Below are 19,281 nucleotides of genomic sequence, written 5' to 3'. Positions count from 1 at the left end.
CGAAGGCGTCCGGCGGCGGCCTTAGCGTTGTCCGTTCGGCGCGGCGGAGTTAGGAGATATTTTACGCCGGCGTCGTCAGGGAACAGGTATGGACGAGTACGACCCGCAGGAACTCGAAGCGCGCTGGCGCGAGCGGTGGGCCGAGGAGGGTCGGTACGAGGCCGACCCCGCCGAGGCCGACGAGGACCCGACGTTCATCACGGTCCCGTATCCCTACCCCAGCGGCGGGATGCACATCGGCCACGCCCGCACCTACACCGTCCCCGACGTCTACGCCCGGTACCGCCGCCAGCGCGGCGACAACGTCCTCTTTCCGATCGCCTGGCACGTCACCGGCACGCCGATCATCGGCGCGGTCGAGCGCCTGAAGAAGGGCGAAGAAGAGCAACTGTCGGTGCTTCGGGACACCTACAACGTCGCCGAGGACACTCTCCAGGACCTCGAAACCCCGATGGGCTACGCCCGCCACTTCATCGAGGACCACTACAAGAAGGGGATGAAGGACCTCGGGCTCTCGATCGACTGGCGGCGGGAGTTCACCACCAACGACGACCGCTACTCGAAGTTCGTCACCTGGCAGTACGAGACGCTGCGGGACCGCGGTCGCCTGGAGAAAGGCCTCCACCCCGTGAAGTACTGCACCAACGAGGAACAGCCAGTCACGACCCACGACCTGCTGGAAGGCGAGGAGGCCGAGTTCCAGGAGTACACCCTCATCCGCTTCGGCCACGGCGACACGGTCGTCCCGATGGCGACGCTCCGGCCCGAGACCGTCCGCGGGGTCACGAACGCCTACATCGACCCCGACGCCGACTACGTGATCGCCGACGTCGACGACGAGGAGTGGTTCGTCTCCGCGCCGGCGGTGGAAAAGCTCCAGCTCCAGGGTCACGAGGTCGTCCCCAAACGGACCGTCTCCGGTGAACACCTCGTCGGCGAGCGCGTGGCGAACCCGATCACCGGCGACGAGGTGCTCGTCCTCCCCGCCGACTTCGTCGACGCCGAGAACGCCACGGGCGTCGTGATGTCGGTGCCGGCCCACTCGCCCGACGACTACGTCGCGCTCCGGGAGGCGAAGGAAGACGACGAGCGGATGCGTGAGTACGGCATCGACCCCGCCGACGTCGACGCGATCGAGCCCGTGCCGATCCTCTCGATCGAGGGCTACGGCGAGATCCCGGCCGAGACCGCCGTCGAGGAGGCGGGCATTGAATCGAGCGCCGACCCCGATCTGGAGGCGGCGACGAAGGAGCTCTACAACAGCGAGTTCCATAGAGGGAAACTGAACGACGAGTACGGCGAGTTCGCAGGCGAGGTCGTCGAGGACGTCCGCGGGCGCTTCAAGGACGCCTACCGCGACGAGGGCGCCTTCGGGACGATGCAGGAGTTCTCCGAGGAGGTCGTCTGCCGGTGCGGCGGCGACGTCGTCGTCGCCGAGCAGGACACGTGGTTCCTCCGCTACAACGACGAGGACTGGAAGCAGCTCGCCCACGACGCCGTCGCGGAGATGGAGGCGATCCCGGAGAACACCCGCGGCGAGTACGACCACACGATCGACTGGCTCAACGAGTGGCCGTGCATCCGGAACTACGGGCTCGGCACCCGCCTGCCGTGGGACGAGGACTTCGTCATCGAGCCGCTGTCGGACTCGACGATCTACATGGCGTACTACACGATCGCCCACCGACTTGCTGAGATCCCCGTCGAGGACCTCGACCGGGAGTTCTTCGACGCGCTCTTTTACGGCCCCGACGCGGTCGACGACCCCGACGAGCGGGCGCTGGAGCTCCGCTCGGAGTGGCTCTACTGGTACCCCGTCAGCTACCGCTTCTCCGCGAACGACCTCATCTCCAATCACCTCACCTTCTATCTCTTCCACCACGCCGAGCTGTTCGACCCCGACCAGTGGCCCGAGGGGATCGTCATTATGGGGATGGGCCTGCTGGAGGGCGAGAAGATGTCCTCCTCGAAGGGTCACGTCGTCCTCCCCGGCAACGCCATCGAGGAGTACGGCGCCGACACGGTCCGCTTCTTCCTCCTCAACTCGGCGGAGCCCTGGCAGGACTACGACTGGCGCGCCGAGCAGGTCGCCTCCGTCCGGAATCAACTGGAGCGGTTCTGGAACCGCGTCCGGGACGTCGTAGACGAGCCCGGCCCCGAGGAGCGACCCGACCTCGACACCGCGGACCGCTGGCTCCTCTCGCGGCTCCAGCGCACGGTCGCGAAGGTCACCGACGCGATGGAGGGCTCGGAGACCCGGACGGCGAGCCAGGCCGCCTTCTACGACTTCGAGGAGGATCTCCGGTGGTACCGCCGACGGACGGACCTCACCCGCCCCGCGGCCCGGTGGACGCTCCGCGAGGTCGCCGAGACGCGCCTGCGCCTCCTGGCGCCGTTCGTGCCCTTCCTGGCGAACGAACTCCACGAGCGGCTGACCGGCACGCCCGCCGAGGACGCCCCGTGGCCGGAGGTCGAGGCCGCCCTCCTCGACCGCGAGATCGAGGTCGCCGAGACGCAGATCGAGCGGCTCGTCGAGGACGTCCAGGGCATCCAGCAGTCGCTGGAGAACGCCGACGAGGACGTCCCGGAGGCCGATCCCGACCGCATCCGGATCACCGTCGCCGCCGACTGGAAGCACGACGTCTTCGGCGCCGTCGCCGACGTCGGCGCCGACCAAGGCGCGGTGATGGGCGAAGTGATGCAGGACCCGGACCTCCGCGAGCGCGGCGACGCCGTCAACGACCTGGTCGGCGAACTCATCGAGTTCGCGCGCGGCCGCGAGGACGCCGACCTCGACGCCCTCGCGGCCCTCGACGAGGCCGGGGCCTACGAGCGCGCCGCCGACTTCCTCGGCCGGGAGTTCGACGCCGAGGTCGTCGTCGAGAAGGAGGGCGACGACGTCGAGGCCCGGAAGCAGGCCGTGCCGTTCCGCCCGGCGATCGAACTCGAAGCCGAGTAAGCGATCCCGGCAGTCAGCGGGCGCGCCTCGGCGGTCTGCGTCCGACGGGAACCCGGTCGCGAGTACTTATCTTAAGATCATCTTTCATATCAAAACAGGGTTATACGTCTACGAACGCAACCGTCACGTACGAGATGTTAGGTTCGTCGCGGACGCGGAGCAAGAGCAGTTCGATCAGTCCGTACCGGAAGTCCGTGAGCACCGGACCGCGAGTCGGGGAGTTCACGACGTGTGAGCTGTGCGAGTCCGAGACGCGGTGTTTCGAGAAGCACGGTTTCACCGCGTGTCGGGCCTGCCACCGCGACCTGCTGCCCGGTAGCAGCGTGTTCTGACGTTCCCTTCCGCGCGGCGTACGCTGCGCCGCCGATTCAAAACGAGATGTGCGACGACGACCCCGGCCCGTCGCCGCCCGTGCCGCCGTCGTGCTGGTACGCATAATTATCGTCGGTCAGATAGATTTCGCCGTCCTCGACGGTGATCTCGATCTCCGGAAGCTCCGTCCCGGCGGCCGGGCCGTTGTCGCAGCCGCCGTCGCAGGCGTCGAACAGCGACCCGTGGCGCGGGCAGATGATCTGTCCGTCGCGCATCGCCGCGCCGTCGCCGCGGTCGAACGCCTGCTCCTGATGCGTGCAGGTGTTGGGCCAGGCGGCGATCCCCGGCTCCTCCTCGCACCGCACCAGGATGAGTTCGGTCTCGTTCGTGAAGGCGTCCTCCGCAGTGAAGAGATACGACCCGGACTCGGGCACGTCGCCGACGTCTGCGATCTTCGCACCGTCTGTCATCTCCGACCCGTAGGGCGGGTCGCCGCAAAAGCGTGGCGTCCGCTCGGTGCCGCCTGGGTCCGCTACGCCCCGGTGACGATCTCGGCGACACGGGACCGATCGAAGAGGCGCTCCCTCGGCGGTATCTCGGGGTACGCCTCGCCGTCCGTGTAGCCGGGCCACTCGCCGAAGACGTCGGGGTAGAGCTGCTTCGCCGTTCTCTCGATCTGGAAGAGGTTCATCAGCGGCCCCTGGTAGCGCATCCCCTGGGCGTAGACGCGGTCGTTTTGCACGGCGGTCAGATCGCTCCCGACGGGGTGCGAGCGGAGGCGATCCTGGACCGACGCCATCTCGTAACGGGGCGTCACTCCCCACAGGTGGAGGATGACGTCGGGGTCGGCCTCCGCCATCGTCCCGTAGCCGACCGAGCCCCAGAGCCCGTCCCAGGTCTCGCTCCCGACGGCGTCGTTCGCGGCGAGCGGGCGCGTGTCGGCCAGCCAGTACCCCGGGCGGTTCAGGTGGTAGGTCCAGAACTGCCCGTCGCCGAGGGTGACCCGCACGGCCGTCGGCCGCTCGGACTTCGGCGGGAGGTCCGCGCGGATCCGCGCGAGCAGGGCCTTTAGGCAAACCTAATCCACCGTATAATCGTCGCGAATTTTAGGCGAGCCGAAAGAGTCGAACGGTCGATCACGATCGACTGAGCGGGCGGTCGGCCGAAACGCGATTACACCGTTGTCACCCGCTATCGTTCCGTTATCGTCCCGATTCGCCGTCCGGACTCGCGAAGGTTTATGACCGTTCGCCTTCTCGATTCGTACCGATGGCAGAGGCAGAACAGGAGAGTCTCGACGACCTCCCGCCGAGCGCGAAGCTCGTCTTCAAAGTACTCGAGTACAACGGCCCGCTGACCCAGAAGGGGATCGTGCAGGAGTCGATGCTCTCCGCACGGACGGTCCGGTACGCCCTCGAACGGCTCGAGGACATCGACGTGGTCGACGAAGACGTCTACTTCGCGGACGCGCGCCAGAACCTGTATCAACTCACCGACGACGCGCCGGAGACCCACCCCGCCGAGGGCGACGCCGACGAGGCCGAAGCCTGCTGTGCGGAGTGACCCGACGCCGGCGCTGACAGTCGCCGATAGTCGCGTCTGTACGTCTCCCTCCGACCGGTCTCGTTCGGTCTCGTCGCGGGGGCGACGGGAGCCGACGTAGCCGACTGGTTCCACGAGAAGTTATCCCCCTCGACCTCCCAGTACGCGTATGTCCCTTTCCCTCGACGCCACGCAGCTGGACCGCTACTCCAGACACATCATTATGGACGAGGTCGGTCCGGACGGCCAAAAGCGACTGCTCGGCGCGCGGGTGCTCGTCGTCGGCGCGGGCGGGCTGGGCTCGCCGGTCCTCCAGTACCTCGCGGCCGCGGGGGTCGGCACGCTCGGCGTCGTCGACGACGATGTCGTCGAGCGGAGCAACCTCCAGCGCCAGATCGTCCACGCCGACGCCGACGTCGGTCGCCCGAAGGTCGAGAGCGCGGCCGACTTCGTCGCCGATCTCAACCCCGACGTCGCGGTCGAGACCTACGAGACGCGCCTCGATAAGACGAACGTCGCCGAGATCGTCCCCGAGTACGACGTCGTCGTCGACGCCTCGGACAACTTCCCGACGCGCTACCTTCTGAACGACTTCTGTCGGATCCACGACATCCCGATCGCTCACGGCGCGATCTACAAGTTCGAGGGCCAGATGACGACGCTCACACCCGAGGGGCCGTGTTACCGCTGTCTGTTCCCCGAGGCGCCGGAGCCCGGGACGGTCCCCGACTGCGCGACGACGGGCGTCCTCGGCGTCCTGCCGGGCACCGTCGGCTGTATCCAGGCCACCGAGGCCGTGAAACTGGTCCTGGACGCGGGCGAGCGACTGGAGGGCCGACTGCTCTTCTACGACGCGATGGACCTCTCCTTCGAGACGGTGCCCTACCAGCGGAACCCCGACTGCCCCGTCTGCGGCGACGACCCGATCGGGACCATCGAGGACGTCGAGTACACCGAGGCGTGCGCCGTCGGCGGCGACTGAGCGCCTCCCTTCTCACCGGCGCCCGCCCGGGACCGACGCGACGACCTGCCGCAGTACGGTCGCCTCGGCCTTCCGGAGGTGTTCGGCCGCGGTCCCGACCGCGCAGTCGAGTTCCGCCGCCACGGCGTCGAGCGTCGCCTCGCGCGGGCTCGCGTAGTACCCGACGTCGACCGCGATTTCGAGTGCCGCCAACTGCCGCGGCGTGAGCGCGGCCGTCGGATCCGCCACCCGGCCGTCGTAGGGGCGGACGCGGCGGACGGTCACGTCGACGTCGCCCGGGAGGCCGTCGATCGCCGTGGTCAGCTCGCCGCTCGCCCCCACGAGCGAGACGTCGATCGCGCGGTCCTGTCGGTAGACGACCGGCGGGACGACGACGACCCCGGTGCCGAGGAACGCCGCCGTGAGCCGCGCGTCGGCCGTCCGCTGGTCCTCGGTGACGGCCAGGTGGAAGCCGCGCCGGCCCTCCGCCGCCGCGGTCTCGTACTCGGCGATCGAGGGCTGGTCCGCCAGGGCGTCGGTGTAGGCGGCCTCGTCGTCGCCGTCGACGAAGAACACGAGCGTGTTCCGCTCGCCGACCGAGGGGTTCCAGTGTCGCAGCCGCGTCTCCCGGAAACCGGGCGTGTCGGCGACGAACGCGTGCATCGGGTGGACGTACGCCGCGGGCAGATCGAGTCGGAGTCGGACCGAGCGCATCGGGGGCGCCGTCTCGAGCGTCAAATAAAAATTATCCTCACGTCTGAGGCAGTAATCCCAGGCACTCCCGTTCCGAACACGTGCGTATGCGACCCTCCTCCGCGTCCCCCGCCGAATCGGTTTCGCCCGACGCGCGGTCCCGTCCTTCCGCCGAGGCCGCGATTCGCAGCCTGGACGAGCGGTTCTCGGTCCGCCGCGACGACCACCTCCACGCGCCGGGCGTCGTGATCCGCCCCGACGCCGTCCAGGACGCCCTCAGCTACCTGCGCGACGAGGCGGGCTTCGACCACTGCTCGTGTGCCACCGCCCAGCAGTACGAGGACCGCTACGAGACGATCTACCACCTCAAGCGGTACGACGACCCCACCGCCGAACTGAGCGTCGTCGTGCCCGCGCCGCTGGACGATCCCGCGAGCGAGTCGGCGGCGCCCGTCTTTCCGACCGCCGGCTGGCACGAGCGGGAGGCCTACGACCTGATCGGGATCGAGTACGACGACCACCCGGACCTGCGGCGCCTGCTCTTACCCGAGACGTGGCAGGGCCACCCGCTGTCGAGGGACTACGACCGGGACCGGCCGCAGATCGTCCCCTACACGGAGAACGTCAATCCGATCCAGGGCGACGATCGCGAGGGCGACACCCTGTTGTTGAACATCGGGCCGCACCACCCCGCGACCCACGGCGTCCTCCACCTGGAGGTGACCCTCGACGGCGAGCAGGTCGTCGACGTCGAGCCCGACATCGGCTACATCCACCGCTGCGAGGAGCAGATGTGCCAATCGAAGGCCTACCGCCACCAGATTATGCCGTATCCCGACCGCTGGGACTGGGGCGGCGCGGGCCTGCTCAACGAGTGGGCCTACGCCCGCACGGCCGAGCGACTCGCCGATATCGACATCCCGGAGTACGCGCAAGTGATCCGGACGATGGCCGCGGAGCTCTCGCGGATGCTCTCGCACTTCCTAGCCGTCGGCGCGTACGCGCTCGACGTCATCGGCGACTTCACGGCGACGTTTATGTACGCGATCAAGGACCGCGAGCGGATCCAGAACATCCTCGAAGACCTCACCGGCCAGCGGCTGATGTTCAACTACTTCCGGCTCGGCGGCGTGGTCTGGGACCTCCCCGAACCGCGTGAGGAGTTCTTCGAGCGGGTCTACGACTTCGTCGACGACCTGCCGACGCGGCTCGCGGAGTACCACGACCTCCTCACCGGCAACGAGGTCATCCAGCTGCGGACGGTCGACACGGGCGTCCTCTCCGCGGAGACGGCGAAAGCCTACGGCTGCACGGGCCCCGTCGCTCGGGGCTCCGGCGTCGACTACGACCTCCGCCGCGACGACTCCTACGGCTACTACGACGAACTGGCGTGGGACGTCGTCACCCAGCCCGACGGCGACAACTTCGCGCGGCTGCTCGTCCGCCTCCGCGAGATCGAGCAGTCCGCGCGGATCGTCGAGCAGTGCGCCGAGCTGCTCGAAGACTGGCCCGAGGCGGATCGAGAAATCCAGGCGAACGTCCCCCGCACGCTCAAACCGGACGACGACACCGAGGTCTACCGGGCCGTCGAGGCCGCGAAAGGGGAGCTCGGCATCTACATCCGCGCGGACGGCACCGACTCGCCCGCGCGGTTCAAGATCCGCGGCCCCTCCTTCTCGCACCTCCAGGCGCTCCCCGAGATGACCCGCGGCGGCTACATCCCCGACCTGATCGCGACGCTCGGGAGCCTCGATACGATTATGGGCGAGGTAGACCGGTAGCTCGGCGAGCACAGTCGCTCCGAGGCGATTTGCGAACAGCCGGCACCTCCTTTTCGAACCGCTCCCGCGCCGACGTGCCGGACACCCGCTGACCGGCGCAGGATCGCTGTTACGTCACGGCGGGCCTGCCCGCGCGATCGTATGTAAACGCTCGTGGCCGCAGGCTCTTCGGGTCCAGGAGCGCGGCAGCGTCCACACCGTAGCGTTTTATCCGCCCGCCGCCCAGGTGCGCGTATGGCCTCGCAGGGAATCGTCGAGGAGTTCCTCTCTCTGAAGTCCGAGACCGACGCCGACATTCTGACGATGCAGTGCGGTGACTTCTACGAGTTCTTCGCCGACGACGCCGAGTGCGTCGCCGACGAACTCGATCTGAAGGTCTCCCAGAAGTCCTCACACGGCTCGTCGTACCCGATGGCCGGCGTCCCGGTCGACGACCTCACGCCGTACCTGAAGGCGCTCGTCGAGCGCGGCTATCGGGTCGCCGTCGCCGACCAGTTCGAGGGCGACGGCGGCGACCACTACCGCGAGATCACCCGGGTCGTCACGCCGGGCACCCTGCTCGAAACCGACGACGCCGAGGCGCGGTACACCGCCGCCGTCGTCGGCGACGTGGGCGGCGCCGGGACCGCGGCCGACGACGCACGGATCGGCCTCGCCTTCGCGGACGCGACGACCGGGCAGTTCCTCGTGACCGTCGCCGACGGCGTCGACGCGGCGCTGTCGGAACTCCACCGCTTCGGGCCCGTCGAGGTCCTCCCCGGGCCGGACGTCCGCGGCGACGACGCCGTCACCCGGCGCCTCCGCGAGGGGACCGACGCCACGGTCTCGCTGTTCGAGGTCGACGCCTTCGCGCCCGGCCGCGCGAAGCACGCGCTCCGCGAGCAGTTCGGCCGGGAGACGCTCGACAGCGTCGGCATCCGGGAGGAAGAAGCGATCCGCGCCGCGGGCGCGGTCCTCCGCTACGTCGAGGAGACCGGCGCGGGCGTGTTGCCGTCGATGACGCGGGTCCGGCGCTTCGAGACGACGGACCACCTCGAACTCGACTCGACAACCCAGCGCAACCTCGAACTCACAGAGACGATGCAGGGCGGCAGCGACGGGACGCTCTTCGAGACGATCGACCACACCGTCACGAGCCCCGGGCGCCGGCTCCTGCGGGAGTGGGTGACGCGCCCCCGCCGCGACCGCGACGAACTCGACCGTCGGCTCGACTGCGTCGAAGCCCTGGCGTCGGCGGCGCTGGCGCGCGAGCGCGTCCGCGAGGCGCTCGACGGCGGCTACGACCTCGAACGGCTCGCGGCCAGAACGACCTCGGGGAGCGCCGACGCTCGCGACCTCCTCGCCGTCCGGGACACGCTCGGGATCCTCCCCGCCGTCGCCGACGCCATCGCGGGCTCGTCGCTCGCGGACTCGCCCCTGGCTGAGGTCGTCGACCGCCCCGACCGGGAGACCGCCGGGGAGATCCGAGAGGAACTCGACGCGGCGCTCGCCGACGACCCGCCGAAGACCGTCAGCCAGGGCGGCCTGTTCGAGCGCGGCTACGACGACGAACTCGACGACCTGCTGGACCGCCACGACGAGGCCCAGGAGTGGATCGACACGCTGGCCGAGCGCGAGAAGCGACGGCACGGCCTCAGCCACGTCACCGTCGACCGCAACAAGACCGACGGCCACTACATCCAGGTCGGGAAGTCGGTCGCCGATCAGGTACCGGACCACTACACGGAGATCAAGACGCTCAAGAACTCCAGGCGGTTCGTCACCGACGAACTCGAAGAGCGGGAGCGGGAGATCCTCCGATTGGAGGAGGCCCGCGGCGACCTCGAATACGAGCTGTTCTGCGACCTCCGCGATCGGATCGGAGAGCGCGCGGAACTCCTCCAGGACGTCGGCCGGGCGCTCGCCGAGATTGACGCGCTGGCGTCGCTTTCGGCCCACGCCGTCGGCAACGACTGGGTCCGGCCGGAGCTGGTCGAGTCAGGGCCGCTGGCGATCGAGGCCGGCCGGCACCCGGTCGTCGAGCAGACCACCGAATTCGTCCCGAACGACCTCTCGATGGACCGAGAGCGGGGGTTCCTGCTCGTCACCGGGCCGAATATGAGCGGGAAGTCGACGTATATGCGCCAGGTCGCGCTCATCACGCTCCTGGCTCAGATCGGCAGTTTCGTCCCCGCGCGCTCGGCGACGATCGGGCTCGTCGACGGAATTTACACTCGCGTGGGCGCGCTCGACGAGCTCGCGCAGGGCCGCTCGACGTTCATGGTCGAGATGCAGGAGCTCTCGAACATCCTGCACTCGGCGTCCGAGGACTCGCTCGTCATCCTCGACGAGGTGGGGCGGGGGACCGCCACATACGACGGCATCTCGATCGCGTGGGCCGCGACCGAGTACCTCCACAACGAGATCCGCGCGAAGACGCTCTTTGCGACCCACTACCACGAGCTCACGTCGCTGGCGGACCACCTCGGGCGCGTGGAGAACGTCCACGTCGCCGTCGACGACTCGGGCGAGGACGTCACCTTCCTGCGGACGATCGAGGAGGGGCCCACCGACAGGTCGTACGGCGTCCACGTCGCGGAGCTGGCGGGCGTCCCCGACCCCGTCGTCTCCCGCGCGGACGAGGTGCTCGAACGGCTCCGCGCCGAGGAGGCGGTCGAGGCGAAGGGCAGCGGCGGGGGCGGAAGCGACAGCGGCCCGACGCAGGCCGTCTTCGACCTCTCGTCGGGGCAGTTCGTCGACGGGAACGGCTCGGACCGCGGCGCCGACGCGTCGGGAGCGGCGGAGGCGACCGACGGCGGCCAGCGCTCGGAGTCGGGGGCGTCGGCGCCCCCGTCCGGGACCGACTCCGCCGGCGAATCCGATCCCGACCCGGCGCTCGCCGACGTCGCGGCGGACCTCGAAGCCCTCGATCTGGCGGAGGTCTCGCCGATCGAACTGATGAGCCGCGTCCAGGAGTGGCAGGAGCGCCTCGGTGACGACTGACCGAACCGCGGGCCGAACTGCCCGCGACCGGTAACGATTAGGACGTATACTTCCTTCGGGTAGCATATGTGTGGGGACGAGCGACCGCGACGCCGGCCGGCCGGCGGGCGCCGGGGTGAGCGGCCGTGACCGAAGCGGAGGCCGAGTCCGACGCCGACGCCGCGGCGGACGACCGCGACGACCACTTGGAGGCGACGATCAGCCAGCGCGGGGTCCTCTTTTCGGCCGCGGACCGGATTCTGATCGTCCGCCGGAGCACCGACGGTGGCTGGGAACTGCCCGGCGGCCGGCTCGGCCCCTACGAGGACGCGCCCGTCGGCGTCCACCGCGAGATCGTCGAGGAGACCGGTCTGGACGTCCACGTCGGCCGTCCGGTTCACACAGCGTCGTGGCGCAACGACGTCGACCGGGGGCGGTTCGCGGTCTACTACCGGTGTCTCGTCCCCGCGGCGCTCGACGTCGCGAGCAGCGACCCGGTCTCGCTCAGCGACGAGCACACGGATCACTCCTGGCTGCCGCCCGAGGCGGCCGCAGACCGGCTGAGCAACGTCCAGAGCGAGGCCGTCGCGGCCGCGCTGGAGGTCCACGATGGGTGAGGGCCCCGACGCGAACGCCGAACGCAGCGGGACCGACGCGGACGAACGTGCGGACGGCGGCGACGAGCCCCCGAGCCCGACGATCCACGAACTCGACGACCGGACGGTCAGGCAGATCGCCGCGGGCGAGGTCGTCGAGCGCCCCGCCTCCGTCGTGAAGGAGCTCCTCGAAAACAGCCTCGACGCCGACGCCTCCCGGATCTCGGTCGCGGTCGACGCCGGCGGCACCGAGGGCGTCCGCGTCCGCGACGACGGCGTCGGGATGGACCGCGAGGCGGTCCAGCGCGCGGTCGAAGAACACACCACGAGCAAGATCGCGGACATCGACGACCTCGAAGCGGGCGTCGGCACCCTCGGCTTCCGCGGCGAGGCGCTCCACACGATCGGCGCGGTCTCGCGGCTCACCATCCGGACGAAGCCCCGCGGCGGCGACACGGGCACGGAGCTCCGCGTCGAGGGCGGCGAGGTGACCGCGGTCGAGCCCGCGGGCTGTCCTGAGGGCACGGTCGTCGCGGTCGAGGGCCTCTTCTACAACACGCCCGCCCGCCGGAAGTTCCTGAAGACGACCGCGACGGAGTTCGACCACGTCAACACCGTCGTCACCCACTACGCGCTGGCGAACCCCGACGTCGCCATCTCCCTGGAGCACGACGACCGCGAGGTGTTCGCGACGGAGGGCCGAGGGAGTCTCCGCTCGGCGGTCCTCTCCGTGTACGGCCGCGAGGTCGCCGAGTCGATGATCGAAGTCGACCACGGGCCCGACGCGGGCCCGATCGACCGGATCGAGGGGCTGGTGAGCCACCCGGAGACGACTCGCAGCACCCGCGAGTACCTCTCGACGTTCGTCAACGACCGGTACGTCACCGCCGGCGCGCTCCGAGAGGCCGTCCTCGACGCCTACGGCGGCCAGCTGGCGACGGATCGCTACCCCTTCGCGGTCCTGTTCGTCGACGTCCCCGCCGACGCGGTCGACGTCAACGTCCACCCCCGAAAGATGGAGGTCCGCTTCGACGACGAGCCGGGCGTCCGCGAGGCCGTCACCGAGGCGGTCCGCTCGGCGCTCCTGGAAGAGGGTTTGATCCGCTCGACCGCGCCCCGGGGGCGCTCGGCCCCCGACGAGGCGGAGATCGCGCCCGAATCGCCGGACGACGAGGTGCGCGGCGGCGCCGGCCACAGCCCGCAGCCGCGCGAGGGGGAATCAGAGAGCGGCTCCCGCCGGTCCACGAGCGCCGACGTCAGAGACGGCGGAGGTGGCTCCCGCGACGGTCCCGAGGACACGACAGCGCCCGACCCCGCCGACGACGGGGCGGACGCCGGAGCGACCGCCTCCGACCTCGACGGCTTCGACGGTGACGACCTCGATGGAGGGGATCTCGACGGTGGCGACCTCGACGAGGACGACTCCGACACGGTCGCCGCCGATTTCGCCGCCCCCGCCGACGGCGACCGGGCGCGCGCGGTCGACCCGTCGGACGAGGACGCCTGGAGCGTCACCGGTGGCGGGAGCGGCCGCGCGGACGGGAGCCTCGACGGCGCTTCCGCGTCGAACACCTCGACGTCCGACGCGAACCGCCGCGGCTCGTCGGACGTCGCTCCGGGCCTGGATTCTGACTCCGGCGTGGAATCGGGCTTCGACACCGACTCCACTACCGCCGACCACGACGCCGCCGCGTCGGGGTCGCGACCCGGCCGGTCGTCCCGTCCCGATCGGCCGACGGGAATCGTCGGGCCGACGACCCAGCGCGACCTCTCCGGCGAGCGGGCGACGCTGGAGCCCGAGCTCGACTCGCTGCCGTCGATGCGGATCCTCGGACAGCTCCACGACACCTACGTCGTCGCCGAGACCGACTCCGGAATGGTGCTCGTCGACCAGCACGCGGCCGACGAGCGCGTGAACTACGAGCGGTTGCAGACCGAACTCGACGGCGACGTCGCGACCCAGGCGCTCGCCGAGCCGGTCGCGCTCGAACTCACCGCCCGGGAGGCCGCGCTCTTCGCGGAGTACCGCGAGGCGCTCGCCGAACTGGGCTTCCACGCGGAGCGCACCGGCGACCGGACGGTCGAGGTCGCGTCCGTGCCCGCGGTGTTCGCCGAAGCGCTCGATCCCGAGCGCCTGCGCGACGCCCTGACCGCGTTCGTCGCCGAGGGCGACTCGGGCGGCGCTCGGACGGTCGACGCCGTGGTCGACGACCTCCTCGCGGACCTCGCGTGCTACCCCTCGGTGACCGGAAACACCTCGCTCACGGAGGGGTCCGCCGTCGGCCTCCTGGAGGCGCTCGACGACTGCGAGAACCCCTACGCCTGCCCGCACGGCCGCCCGGTCGTCGTCTCGATCGACGCCGAGGAGATCGGCGACCGCTTCGAGCGGGACTACCCCGGCCACGGCGGGCGCCGCCGCGAGTGAGGCTCGGGGACCGGTCGGTCCGCGGCCGACAATCGCTCTTATGTACCCCCTGACCGAACGAGGGGGTATGTCTGCCATCGTGACGTTCGGCGAGACGATGCTCAGGCTCTCGCCCCCGCGGGGCGAACGTCTCGAACGAACGCGCGCCCTCGACGCCCAGCAGGGCGGCGCCGAGAGCAACGTCGCGGTCGCGACCGCCCGACTCGGCGCGGAGACGACCTGGCTCTCGAAGCTCCCCGACTCGCCGCTCGGCCGACGGATCACCGCGGAACTGCGCAGCCACGGCGTCGATCCGGCGGTCGCCTGGGACGACAGCGCGGACGCCCGGCTCGGCACGTACTACCTCGAACACGGGGGCGACCCCCGCGGCACCGACGTCATCTACGACCGGGCGGACGCGTCGGTCACGACCGCGACGCCCGACGAACTCCCGACGGCGGTTCTCCGGGACGCCGACGTCTTCTACACGAGCGGGATCACCCCGGCGCTGTCGCCGACGCTCTCGGACACGACCGCCGCGCTCCTCCGGGGGGCCCGGGACGCCGGCGCGCGGACGGCCTTCGACCTGAACTACCGCTCGAAGCTGTGGTCGCCCGGCGAGGCCGGCGAGGGGTACGAGGCGCTCTTCCCGCACGTCGACGTGCTGTTCGCCGCCGAGCGCGACGTCGAGACCTGCCTCGGCCGCGAGGGCGACCCGATCGAGGTCGCCAACGGCCTGCTCCGCGACTACGACTTCGAGACCGTGGTGCTCACCCGCGGCGAGAACGGCTCGGTCGCCGTCGCCGACGGCGAGGCCTACGAACAGCCCATCTACGACGCCGACACCTTCGACGCGATCGGCACCGGCGACGCGTTCGTCGGCGGCTACCTCGCGAGGCGGACCGACGGCGGCTCGATCCCCGACGCGCTCGCGTACGCCGCCGCGACGGCGTCGCTGAAGCGCACGATCGACGGCGACCTGGCCGTCGTCACGCCCGCGGAGGTAGAGGCCGTGATCGACCGCGACGCCGGCGGGATTTCGAGGTGATGGCCGGGGATGCATCCCACGACCGACGGCCGCTACCGCGTGCTCGGTCGCCCGCACGACCCCGCCGAGCTCCTCCTGCTCTCCGTTGAGGCGATCGACGCCGACCGCGTCCCCACAGAGCCCGTCGCCGGCGCGGGCGGCGCCGAGCCGACTGACTCGGCCGACTCTGTTGACTCGGCCGACTCGGCCGACGCGCTGGCGCCCGTCTACCTCGACACCGAGCGGTTCGACTACGAGGGCGACTTGGCGGCGACCGTCGAGGCCCTCCGCGCGGGCGTCCTCGTCGACGCGACGATCGAGTGGGTCGACGGCGACCCGCGATTCGACGCCGTCTCCGTCGTCGCCGAGACCGCCTTCGAGTTCTACGACGACGTCACCGGCCTCTTCGAGGCGGCCAAGCGGACCTGGATGGTCGCCGAGGGCGACAACGCGCCGATGCACGGCCGGGTGACGAAGAACACCGACGGCGACCCCAACGGCGCGCTGTACGTCTTCGCCAAGCAATCTGGCGCCCGCGACCTCTTCGAGGAGTTCCGCACGGGCGTGACGCCGCTGGACCCGCTCGTTCGACGGGCCGACCGCGCCGAGTCGGTCCCGCCGGAGCGCGATCAGGCCCGCGCGGTCTTCGTCCTGCGTCCCGTCGCCGAGCCCTTCGTCGTCGTCTACGTCGTCTTCCGCCGCGACGGGGTGCTGGCGGAGGCGCTCCGGTCGACGTACGGCTGAGACGACGGTCCGCGCGTCCCGCGTGGGCGACGACAGCGACGCCCTCGCCCAGTTCCAACTCTGAGAATTTGGCCGGTGTCTACATACGATCCGAGGCACAACGGCTCTCTGAGTACCCGACGGGGGCGGAATCGACGCCGCTCTCCGTCTCGGACGTGATATCGATGGACTACCCAGGCCACAGGCGAAACCGGGACCGCCCCCGGTCGAACACGCGATCCTCAGACGAGTCCGTGGACGCAGACGACAGCGACGCGGCCGTGGCCCGGTCGCAGTCGGGGCCCTCGCTCGGCCCGGCGGACGTCGCGTTTCTCGCCGCGATCCCGGCCGTCCTCGTCGGCGTCTTCGCCCTCCCGAAGCCCCTCCGGGTGTCGCTCGGCCTCTCGTACCTCCAGCCGACGGCGCTCACCGCCTACACTTCACACTTCGTCCACCTCGAACGCACCCACCTCCTCGCGAACCTGCTCGTGTTCCTCGCGGTCGTCCCCTTCGCCCTCCTCGTGAGCGTCAAGAGCGGCCGTCGCCGCCGATTCTACCTCGTCGCGTTCACGTTCCTCACCGTCTTTCCCCTCGTCTTCTCGGGGCTGAACGTCCTCTTTCCCCGCCCCCGGCTCGGGTTCGGCTTCTCGGGCGTCAATCTCGCCTTCGTGGGCTATCTGCCGCACGTCCTGGCGGATCGACTCGGACGCGACGGCCCCGAGTCGGCGCCGGTCGCGGACTCGGTCCTGCCGCTCGCCTTTTTCGTCGGCACCGTGATCGTCGCCGTTCGGATGGGGCTGTCGATGCTCGATTCAGTGCCGCTGGCCGCGTACACGCCGCTTCTCGCCGCCGGAATCGGGAGCCTCCTCTCGGTCGTCGTCTTCGCGCACCCGATCGCCGCCCGCCTGCGTCGGGGAGACGCGTCGCTCTCGGAGCTTTTCCCGCCGTCCGTGGCGTTCGGCGCGCTGCTCTTCGTGCTGATGCTCGTGATCGCCTTCCCGCACGTCTCGCCCGCCGACGGGACCATCCTCAATCTCTTCGTCCACTTCCTCGGGTACAGCTTCGGCTTCCTCGTCCCTTACGTCGCGTTCCGGCTCCTCGCCGTCGAGATCGACCCCGAGTGAGCCCCGTCGCGGCCGCGCTCCCCTTATCAAGATTTAACATATTCTCGGGAAGACGTTAATATATGACCGTCGTCAGCGTCTCGATGCCCGAAGCCCTGGTCGAGCGAATCGACGCCTTCGCCGAGGAACACGGCTACACCGGCCGCAGCGAGGTCGTCCGCGAGGCGTCCCGGAATCTGCTGGGCGAATTCGAGGACAAGCGGCTCGAAGACCGGGAGCTGATGGCCGTCGTCACGGTCGTCTTCGATTACGAGACCACCAACGTCGAAGAGCGGATGATGAACCTCCGTCACGAGTACGAGGGGCTCGTCGCCTCGAACTTCCACAGCCACGTCGGCGAGCACCGCTGTATGGAGCTGTTCGTCCTCGAAGGCGGCCTCGAAGACATCTCGACGTTCGTCGGGAAGATCCGCGCCACGAAGGACACCCTCAGCGTCGACTACTCGGTGATGCCGGTCGACGAGTTCAGCGGGTACGAGATCGAGGAGTAGCGGTCAATCCAGCCGCGTCGTACACCACGGACAGAAGTCGAGGTCGGGATCCAGTTCCTTCCCGCAGTTCGGACAGGTGTCTTCGTCGGTCGGCTCCTCGCCGACGGTCCCGCCGACGCCGGGCATCCCCGACGGCGTCGCCGCCGGTCGGGCGTCCCCGGATTCGGCGTCCGCCGCGTCGTCGGGCGTCGGCTCGCCGGTCCGCGACCGCGCCTCGCGCTGGCTCGCCCGCGCGAGGACGTACGCGTCCGCGACGCTCGCGACGCCGACGACGAACATCGGGAACAGCGCCGAGGGGTCGCCCCCGCCGCTCAGGAGCGCCTGCGCGGCGTCCGCCGGGACGAACGCGAGGGAGGTCACGACGGCGGCGAGGAACCACCCGAGCCCGCGTCGCCACCGCCGGAGATAGAAGTGGCCGAGCCCCGTGGCGAGCGTCCCGAGCAGCGCGGCCAGCCACGGCCGCTTGCCCCGCCGGCTACGGCTTCCCATACGTACGCCTTCGCACGCGTCCGATTAGGTCTTGTGGGTTTTCGCCCGACGTCGTCGCGTTCGGGCTCTGACTCGCTCGGCTGATCCGCCGTCTTGTTTGGCACGCTGTATCAAACGTTAACTGTTTGCAGCCCGTTCGAACGGTTGGACCCGCGATGTGCCACTACGGAGACCACCCGCGAGAACCGACTCACGAGCGGCTCGAAGCACTGCTTGACGACCACGCGACCGAGGCGGACGAGGCTGATCCCGGCCTCGACGAGATGGAGGAGGCAGAGGATGTCCGGATCCTCACCGACGGCGGCGATGAGTGAGCGGTCGGGATCGCTCGCTCTTTTCCGAGCGGCGCGTCGCCCGCGGTCTCCCCATCGATATGTAGGTCGATATAGCCGTCCGGACGCGGACGGAGCGGTCATAGCAACCGTTTACGCCGGACTGGTCGATCCGTCCGGTATGGATCACACCGCGACGCCGACCGACGACCGGCCCCTCGCACCCCGTCCCGACGCGGGGGCGACGGTCTCCGACGGCGACCTCCACCCGGCCGTCGCCGAGCGCCACGAGCGCCTCGACGCCTCGGCGTGGGACGACATCTACGTCGTCGGCGACGTCCACGGCTGTATCGACGAGCTCCGACGGCTGATGGCCGCGCTCGATCCCGGCCCCGACGACCTGGTCGTCTTCGTCGGCGACCTCGTCCGGAAGGGCCCCGACAGCAAGGCCGTCCTGGAGTTCGTCCGCGAGCGCGAGAACTTCCGGTCGGTCCGCGGGAACAACGAGGACAAGCTCATCCACGGGCGGAAGACCCTCGACGGCCTCGACGACGCGGACCGCCGGTACCTGAAGTCGCTGCCGGTCGCGATCTCGTGGGACGACGCGTTCGTCGTCCACGGCGGGGTCGACCCGACCCGGCCGCTCGCGAGCCAGGACATCGAGTCGCTCCTGAACTGCCGCTCGATCCCGGCCGAGAACGGCTACGACGGGCCGTTCTGGTTCGAGCAGTACCGGGGACCGCCGCGGACGTTCTTCGGCCACACGGTGCTCGACGAGCCGGTCCGCACGGAGTGGGCGATCGGCCTCGACACCGGCTGCGTCTACGGCGGCTCGCTCACCGCCTACGACTGGTCCGCGGACACCGTCGTGAGCGTTCCGGCGAGCCGGACCTACGAGCCCCGCGCCGACGAGAAGGTTCTCGGACCCGACCGGCTGGACACCTGA

At 70.0% G+C, this 19,281-nt stretch carries 16 protein-coding genes and 1 pseudogene; 13 read left to right on the top strand and 4 right to left on the bottom strand.

The window, feature by feature from the left end; all coding sequences use genetic code 11:
* The first annotated feature begins 88 nt into the window (after positions 1 to 88).
* On the top strand, positions 89 to 2,959 hold the full coding sequence (gene leuS, locus ACQUQ0_RS11140; RefSeq protein WP_435185081.1) for a leucine--tRNA ligase: 2,871 nt from the start codon (positions 89 to 91) through the stop codon (positions 2,957 to 2,959).
* A gap of 368 nt (positions 2,960 to 3,327) precedes the next feature.
* On the opposite strand, the gene ACQUQ0_RS11135 is transcribed toward leuS, so the two are convergent.
* Positions 3,328 to 3,741: a Rieske (2Fe-2S) protein gene (locus tag ACQUQ0_RS11135; RefSeq protein WP_435185080.1), complete on the bottom strand. Its 414-nt coding sequence runs from the start codon at positions 3,739 to 3,741 to the stop codon at positions 3,328 to 3,330.
* A 62-nt stretch (positions 3,742 to 3,803) separates the two neighbouring features.
* Positions 3,804 to 4,334: pseudogene (locus tag ACQUQ0_RS11130) on the bottom strand (ABC transporter substrate-binding protein); the annotation flags it as partial.
* Positions 4,335 to 4,540: 206 nt separating this feature from the next.
* Here ACQUQ0_RS11130 and ACQUQ0_RS11125 point away from each other — a divergent pair.
* Both ACQUQ0_RS11125 and ubaA read left to right on the top strand, forming a co-directional pair.
* A complete protein-coding gene (locus ACQUQ0_RS11125; RefSeq protein WP_372387382.1) occupies positions 4,541 to 4,834 on the top strand; it encodes an ArsR family transcriptional regulator in 294 nt (97 codons plus the stop codon).
* 148 nt (positions 4,835 to 4,982) lie between these two features.
* Positions 4,983 to 5,795, top strand: coding sequence for an SAMP-activating enzyme E1 (gene ubaA, locus ACQUQ0_RS11120; protein ID WP_435185079.1), 813 nt, complete (start codon positions 4,983 to 4,985; stop codon positions 5,793 to 5,795).
* 12 nt (positions 5,796 to 5,807) lie between these two features.
* On the opposite strand, the gene ACQUQ0_RS11115 is transcribed toward ubaA, so the two are convergent.
* Positions 5,808 to 6,488: a helix-turn-helix domain-containing protein gene (locus ACQUQ0_RS11115; protein ID WP_435185078.1), complete on the bottom strand. Its 681-nt coding sequence runs from the start codon at positions 6,486 to 6,488 to the stop codon at positions 5,808 to 5,810.
* An 86-nt stretch (positions 6,489 to 6,574) separates the two neighbouring features.
* Between ACQUQ0_RS11115 and ACQUQ0_RS11110 the strand changes: the two genes are divergently transcribed.
* From ACQUQ0_RS11110 to ACQUQ0_RS11075, 8 genes are all read left to right on the top strand, one after another.
* On the top strand, positions 6,575 to 8,248 hold the full coding sequence (locus ACQUQ0_RS11110; RefSeq protein WP_435185077.1) for an NADH-quinone oxidoreductase subunit D: 1,674 nt from the start codon (positions 6,575 to 6,577) through the stop codon (positions 8,246 to 8,248).
* 234 nt (positions 8,249 to 8,482) lie between these two features.
* On the top strand, positions 8,483 to 11,230 hold the full coding sequence (mutS, locus tag ACQUQ0_RS11105) for a DNA mismatch repair protein MutS (protein ID WP_435185076.1): 2,748 nt from the start codon (positions 8,483 to 8,485) through the stop codon (positions 11,228 to 11,230).
* Positions 11,231 to 11,355: 125 nt separating this feature from the next.
* Positions 11,356 to 11,826 carry an NUDIX hydrolase gene (locus tag ACQUQ0_RS11100; protein ID WP_435185075.1) on the top strand — a complete coding sequence of 157 codons (471 nt, stop codon included), beginning with the start codon at positions 11,356 to 11,358 and terminating at the stop codon, positions 11,824 to 11,826.
* The gene (gene mutL / locus ACQUQ0_RS11095; protein WP_435185074.1) at positions 11,819 to 14,230 is read left to right on the top strand and encodes a DNA mismatch repair endonuclease MutL; all 2,412 of its coding nucleotides are present in this window, start codon (positions 11,819 to 11,821) and stop codon (positions 14,228 to 14,230) included. Before ACQUQ0_RS11100 ends, mutL begins: the two co-directional genes overlap by 8 nt.
* Positions 14,231 to 14,297: 67 nt before the next feature.
* On the top strand, positions 14,298 to 15,257 hold the full coding sequence (gene kdgK1, locus ACQUQ0_RS11090; RefSeq protein WP_435185073.1) for a bifunctional 2-dehydro-3-deoxygluconokinase/2-dehydro-3-deoxygalactonokinase: 960 nt from the start codon (positions 14,298 to 14,300) through the stop codon (positions 15,255 to 15,257).
* Positions 15,258 to 15,266: 9 nt separating this feature from the next.
* Positions 15,267 to 15,980: a DUF6663 family protein gene (locus ACQUQ0_RS11085; RefSeq protein WP_435185072.1), complete on the top strand. Its 714-nt coding sequence runs from the start codon at positions 15,267 to 15,269 to the stop codon at positions 15,978 to 15,980.
* Between the two features lie 164 nt (positions 15,981 to 16,144).
* The gene (locus tag ACQUQ0_RS11080) at positions 16,145 to 17,083 is read left to right on the top strand and encodes a hypothetical protein (protein ID WP_435185071.1); all 939 of its coding nucleotides are present in this window, start codon (positions 16,145 to 16,147) and stop codon (positions 17,081 to 17,083) included.
* 62 nt (positions 17,084 to 17,145) lie between these two features.
* Entirely contained in the window at positions 17,146 to 17,574 is a 429-nt protein-coding gene (locus ACQUQ0_RS11075; protein ID WP_372387402.1) for a CopG family ribbon-helix-helix protein, read from the top strand.
* A 3-nt stretch (positions 17,575 to 17,577) separates the two neighbouring features.
* Here ACQUQ0_RS11075 and ACQUQ0_RS11070 read toward each other — a convergent pair whose 3' ends face one another.
* On the bottom strand, positions 17,578 to 18,063 hold the full coding sequence (locus tag ACQUQ0_RS11070; protein ID WP_435185070.1) for a DUF7575 domain-containing protein: 486 nt from the start codon (positions 18,061 to 18,063) through the stop codon (positions 17,578 to 17,580).
* 155 nt (positions 18,064 to 18,218) lie between these two features.
* On the opposite strand from ACQUQ0_RS11070, the gene ACQUQ0_RS11065 reads away from it, so the two are divergent.
* Positions 18,219 to 18,377, top strand: coding sequence for a hypothetical protein (locus ACQUQ0_RS11065; protein WP_435185069.1), 159 nt, complete (start codon positions 18,219 to 18,221; stop codon positions 18,375 to 18,377).
* Between the two features lie 139 nt (positions 18,378 to 18,516).
* Positions 18,517 to 19,281 (top strand): metallophosphoesterase family protein, encoded by a 765-nt coding sequence (locus ACQUQ0_RS11060; protein WP_435185068.1) that lies wholly within the window; start codon positions 18,517 to 18,519, stop codon positions 19,279 to 19,281.

Origin of the sequence: Halobellus sp. EA9 (assembly GCF_051195055.1) — an archaeon.
GTDB lineage: Archaea > Halobacteriota > Halobacteria > Halobacteriales > Haloferacaceae > Haloquadratum > Haloquadratum rubicundus.
Note: the sequence above shows the minus strand (reverse complement) of the source record. Positions and strands in the feature narration are given on the sequence as shown.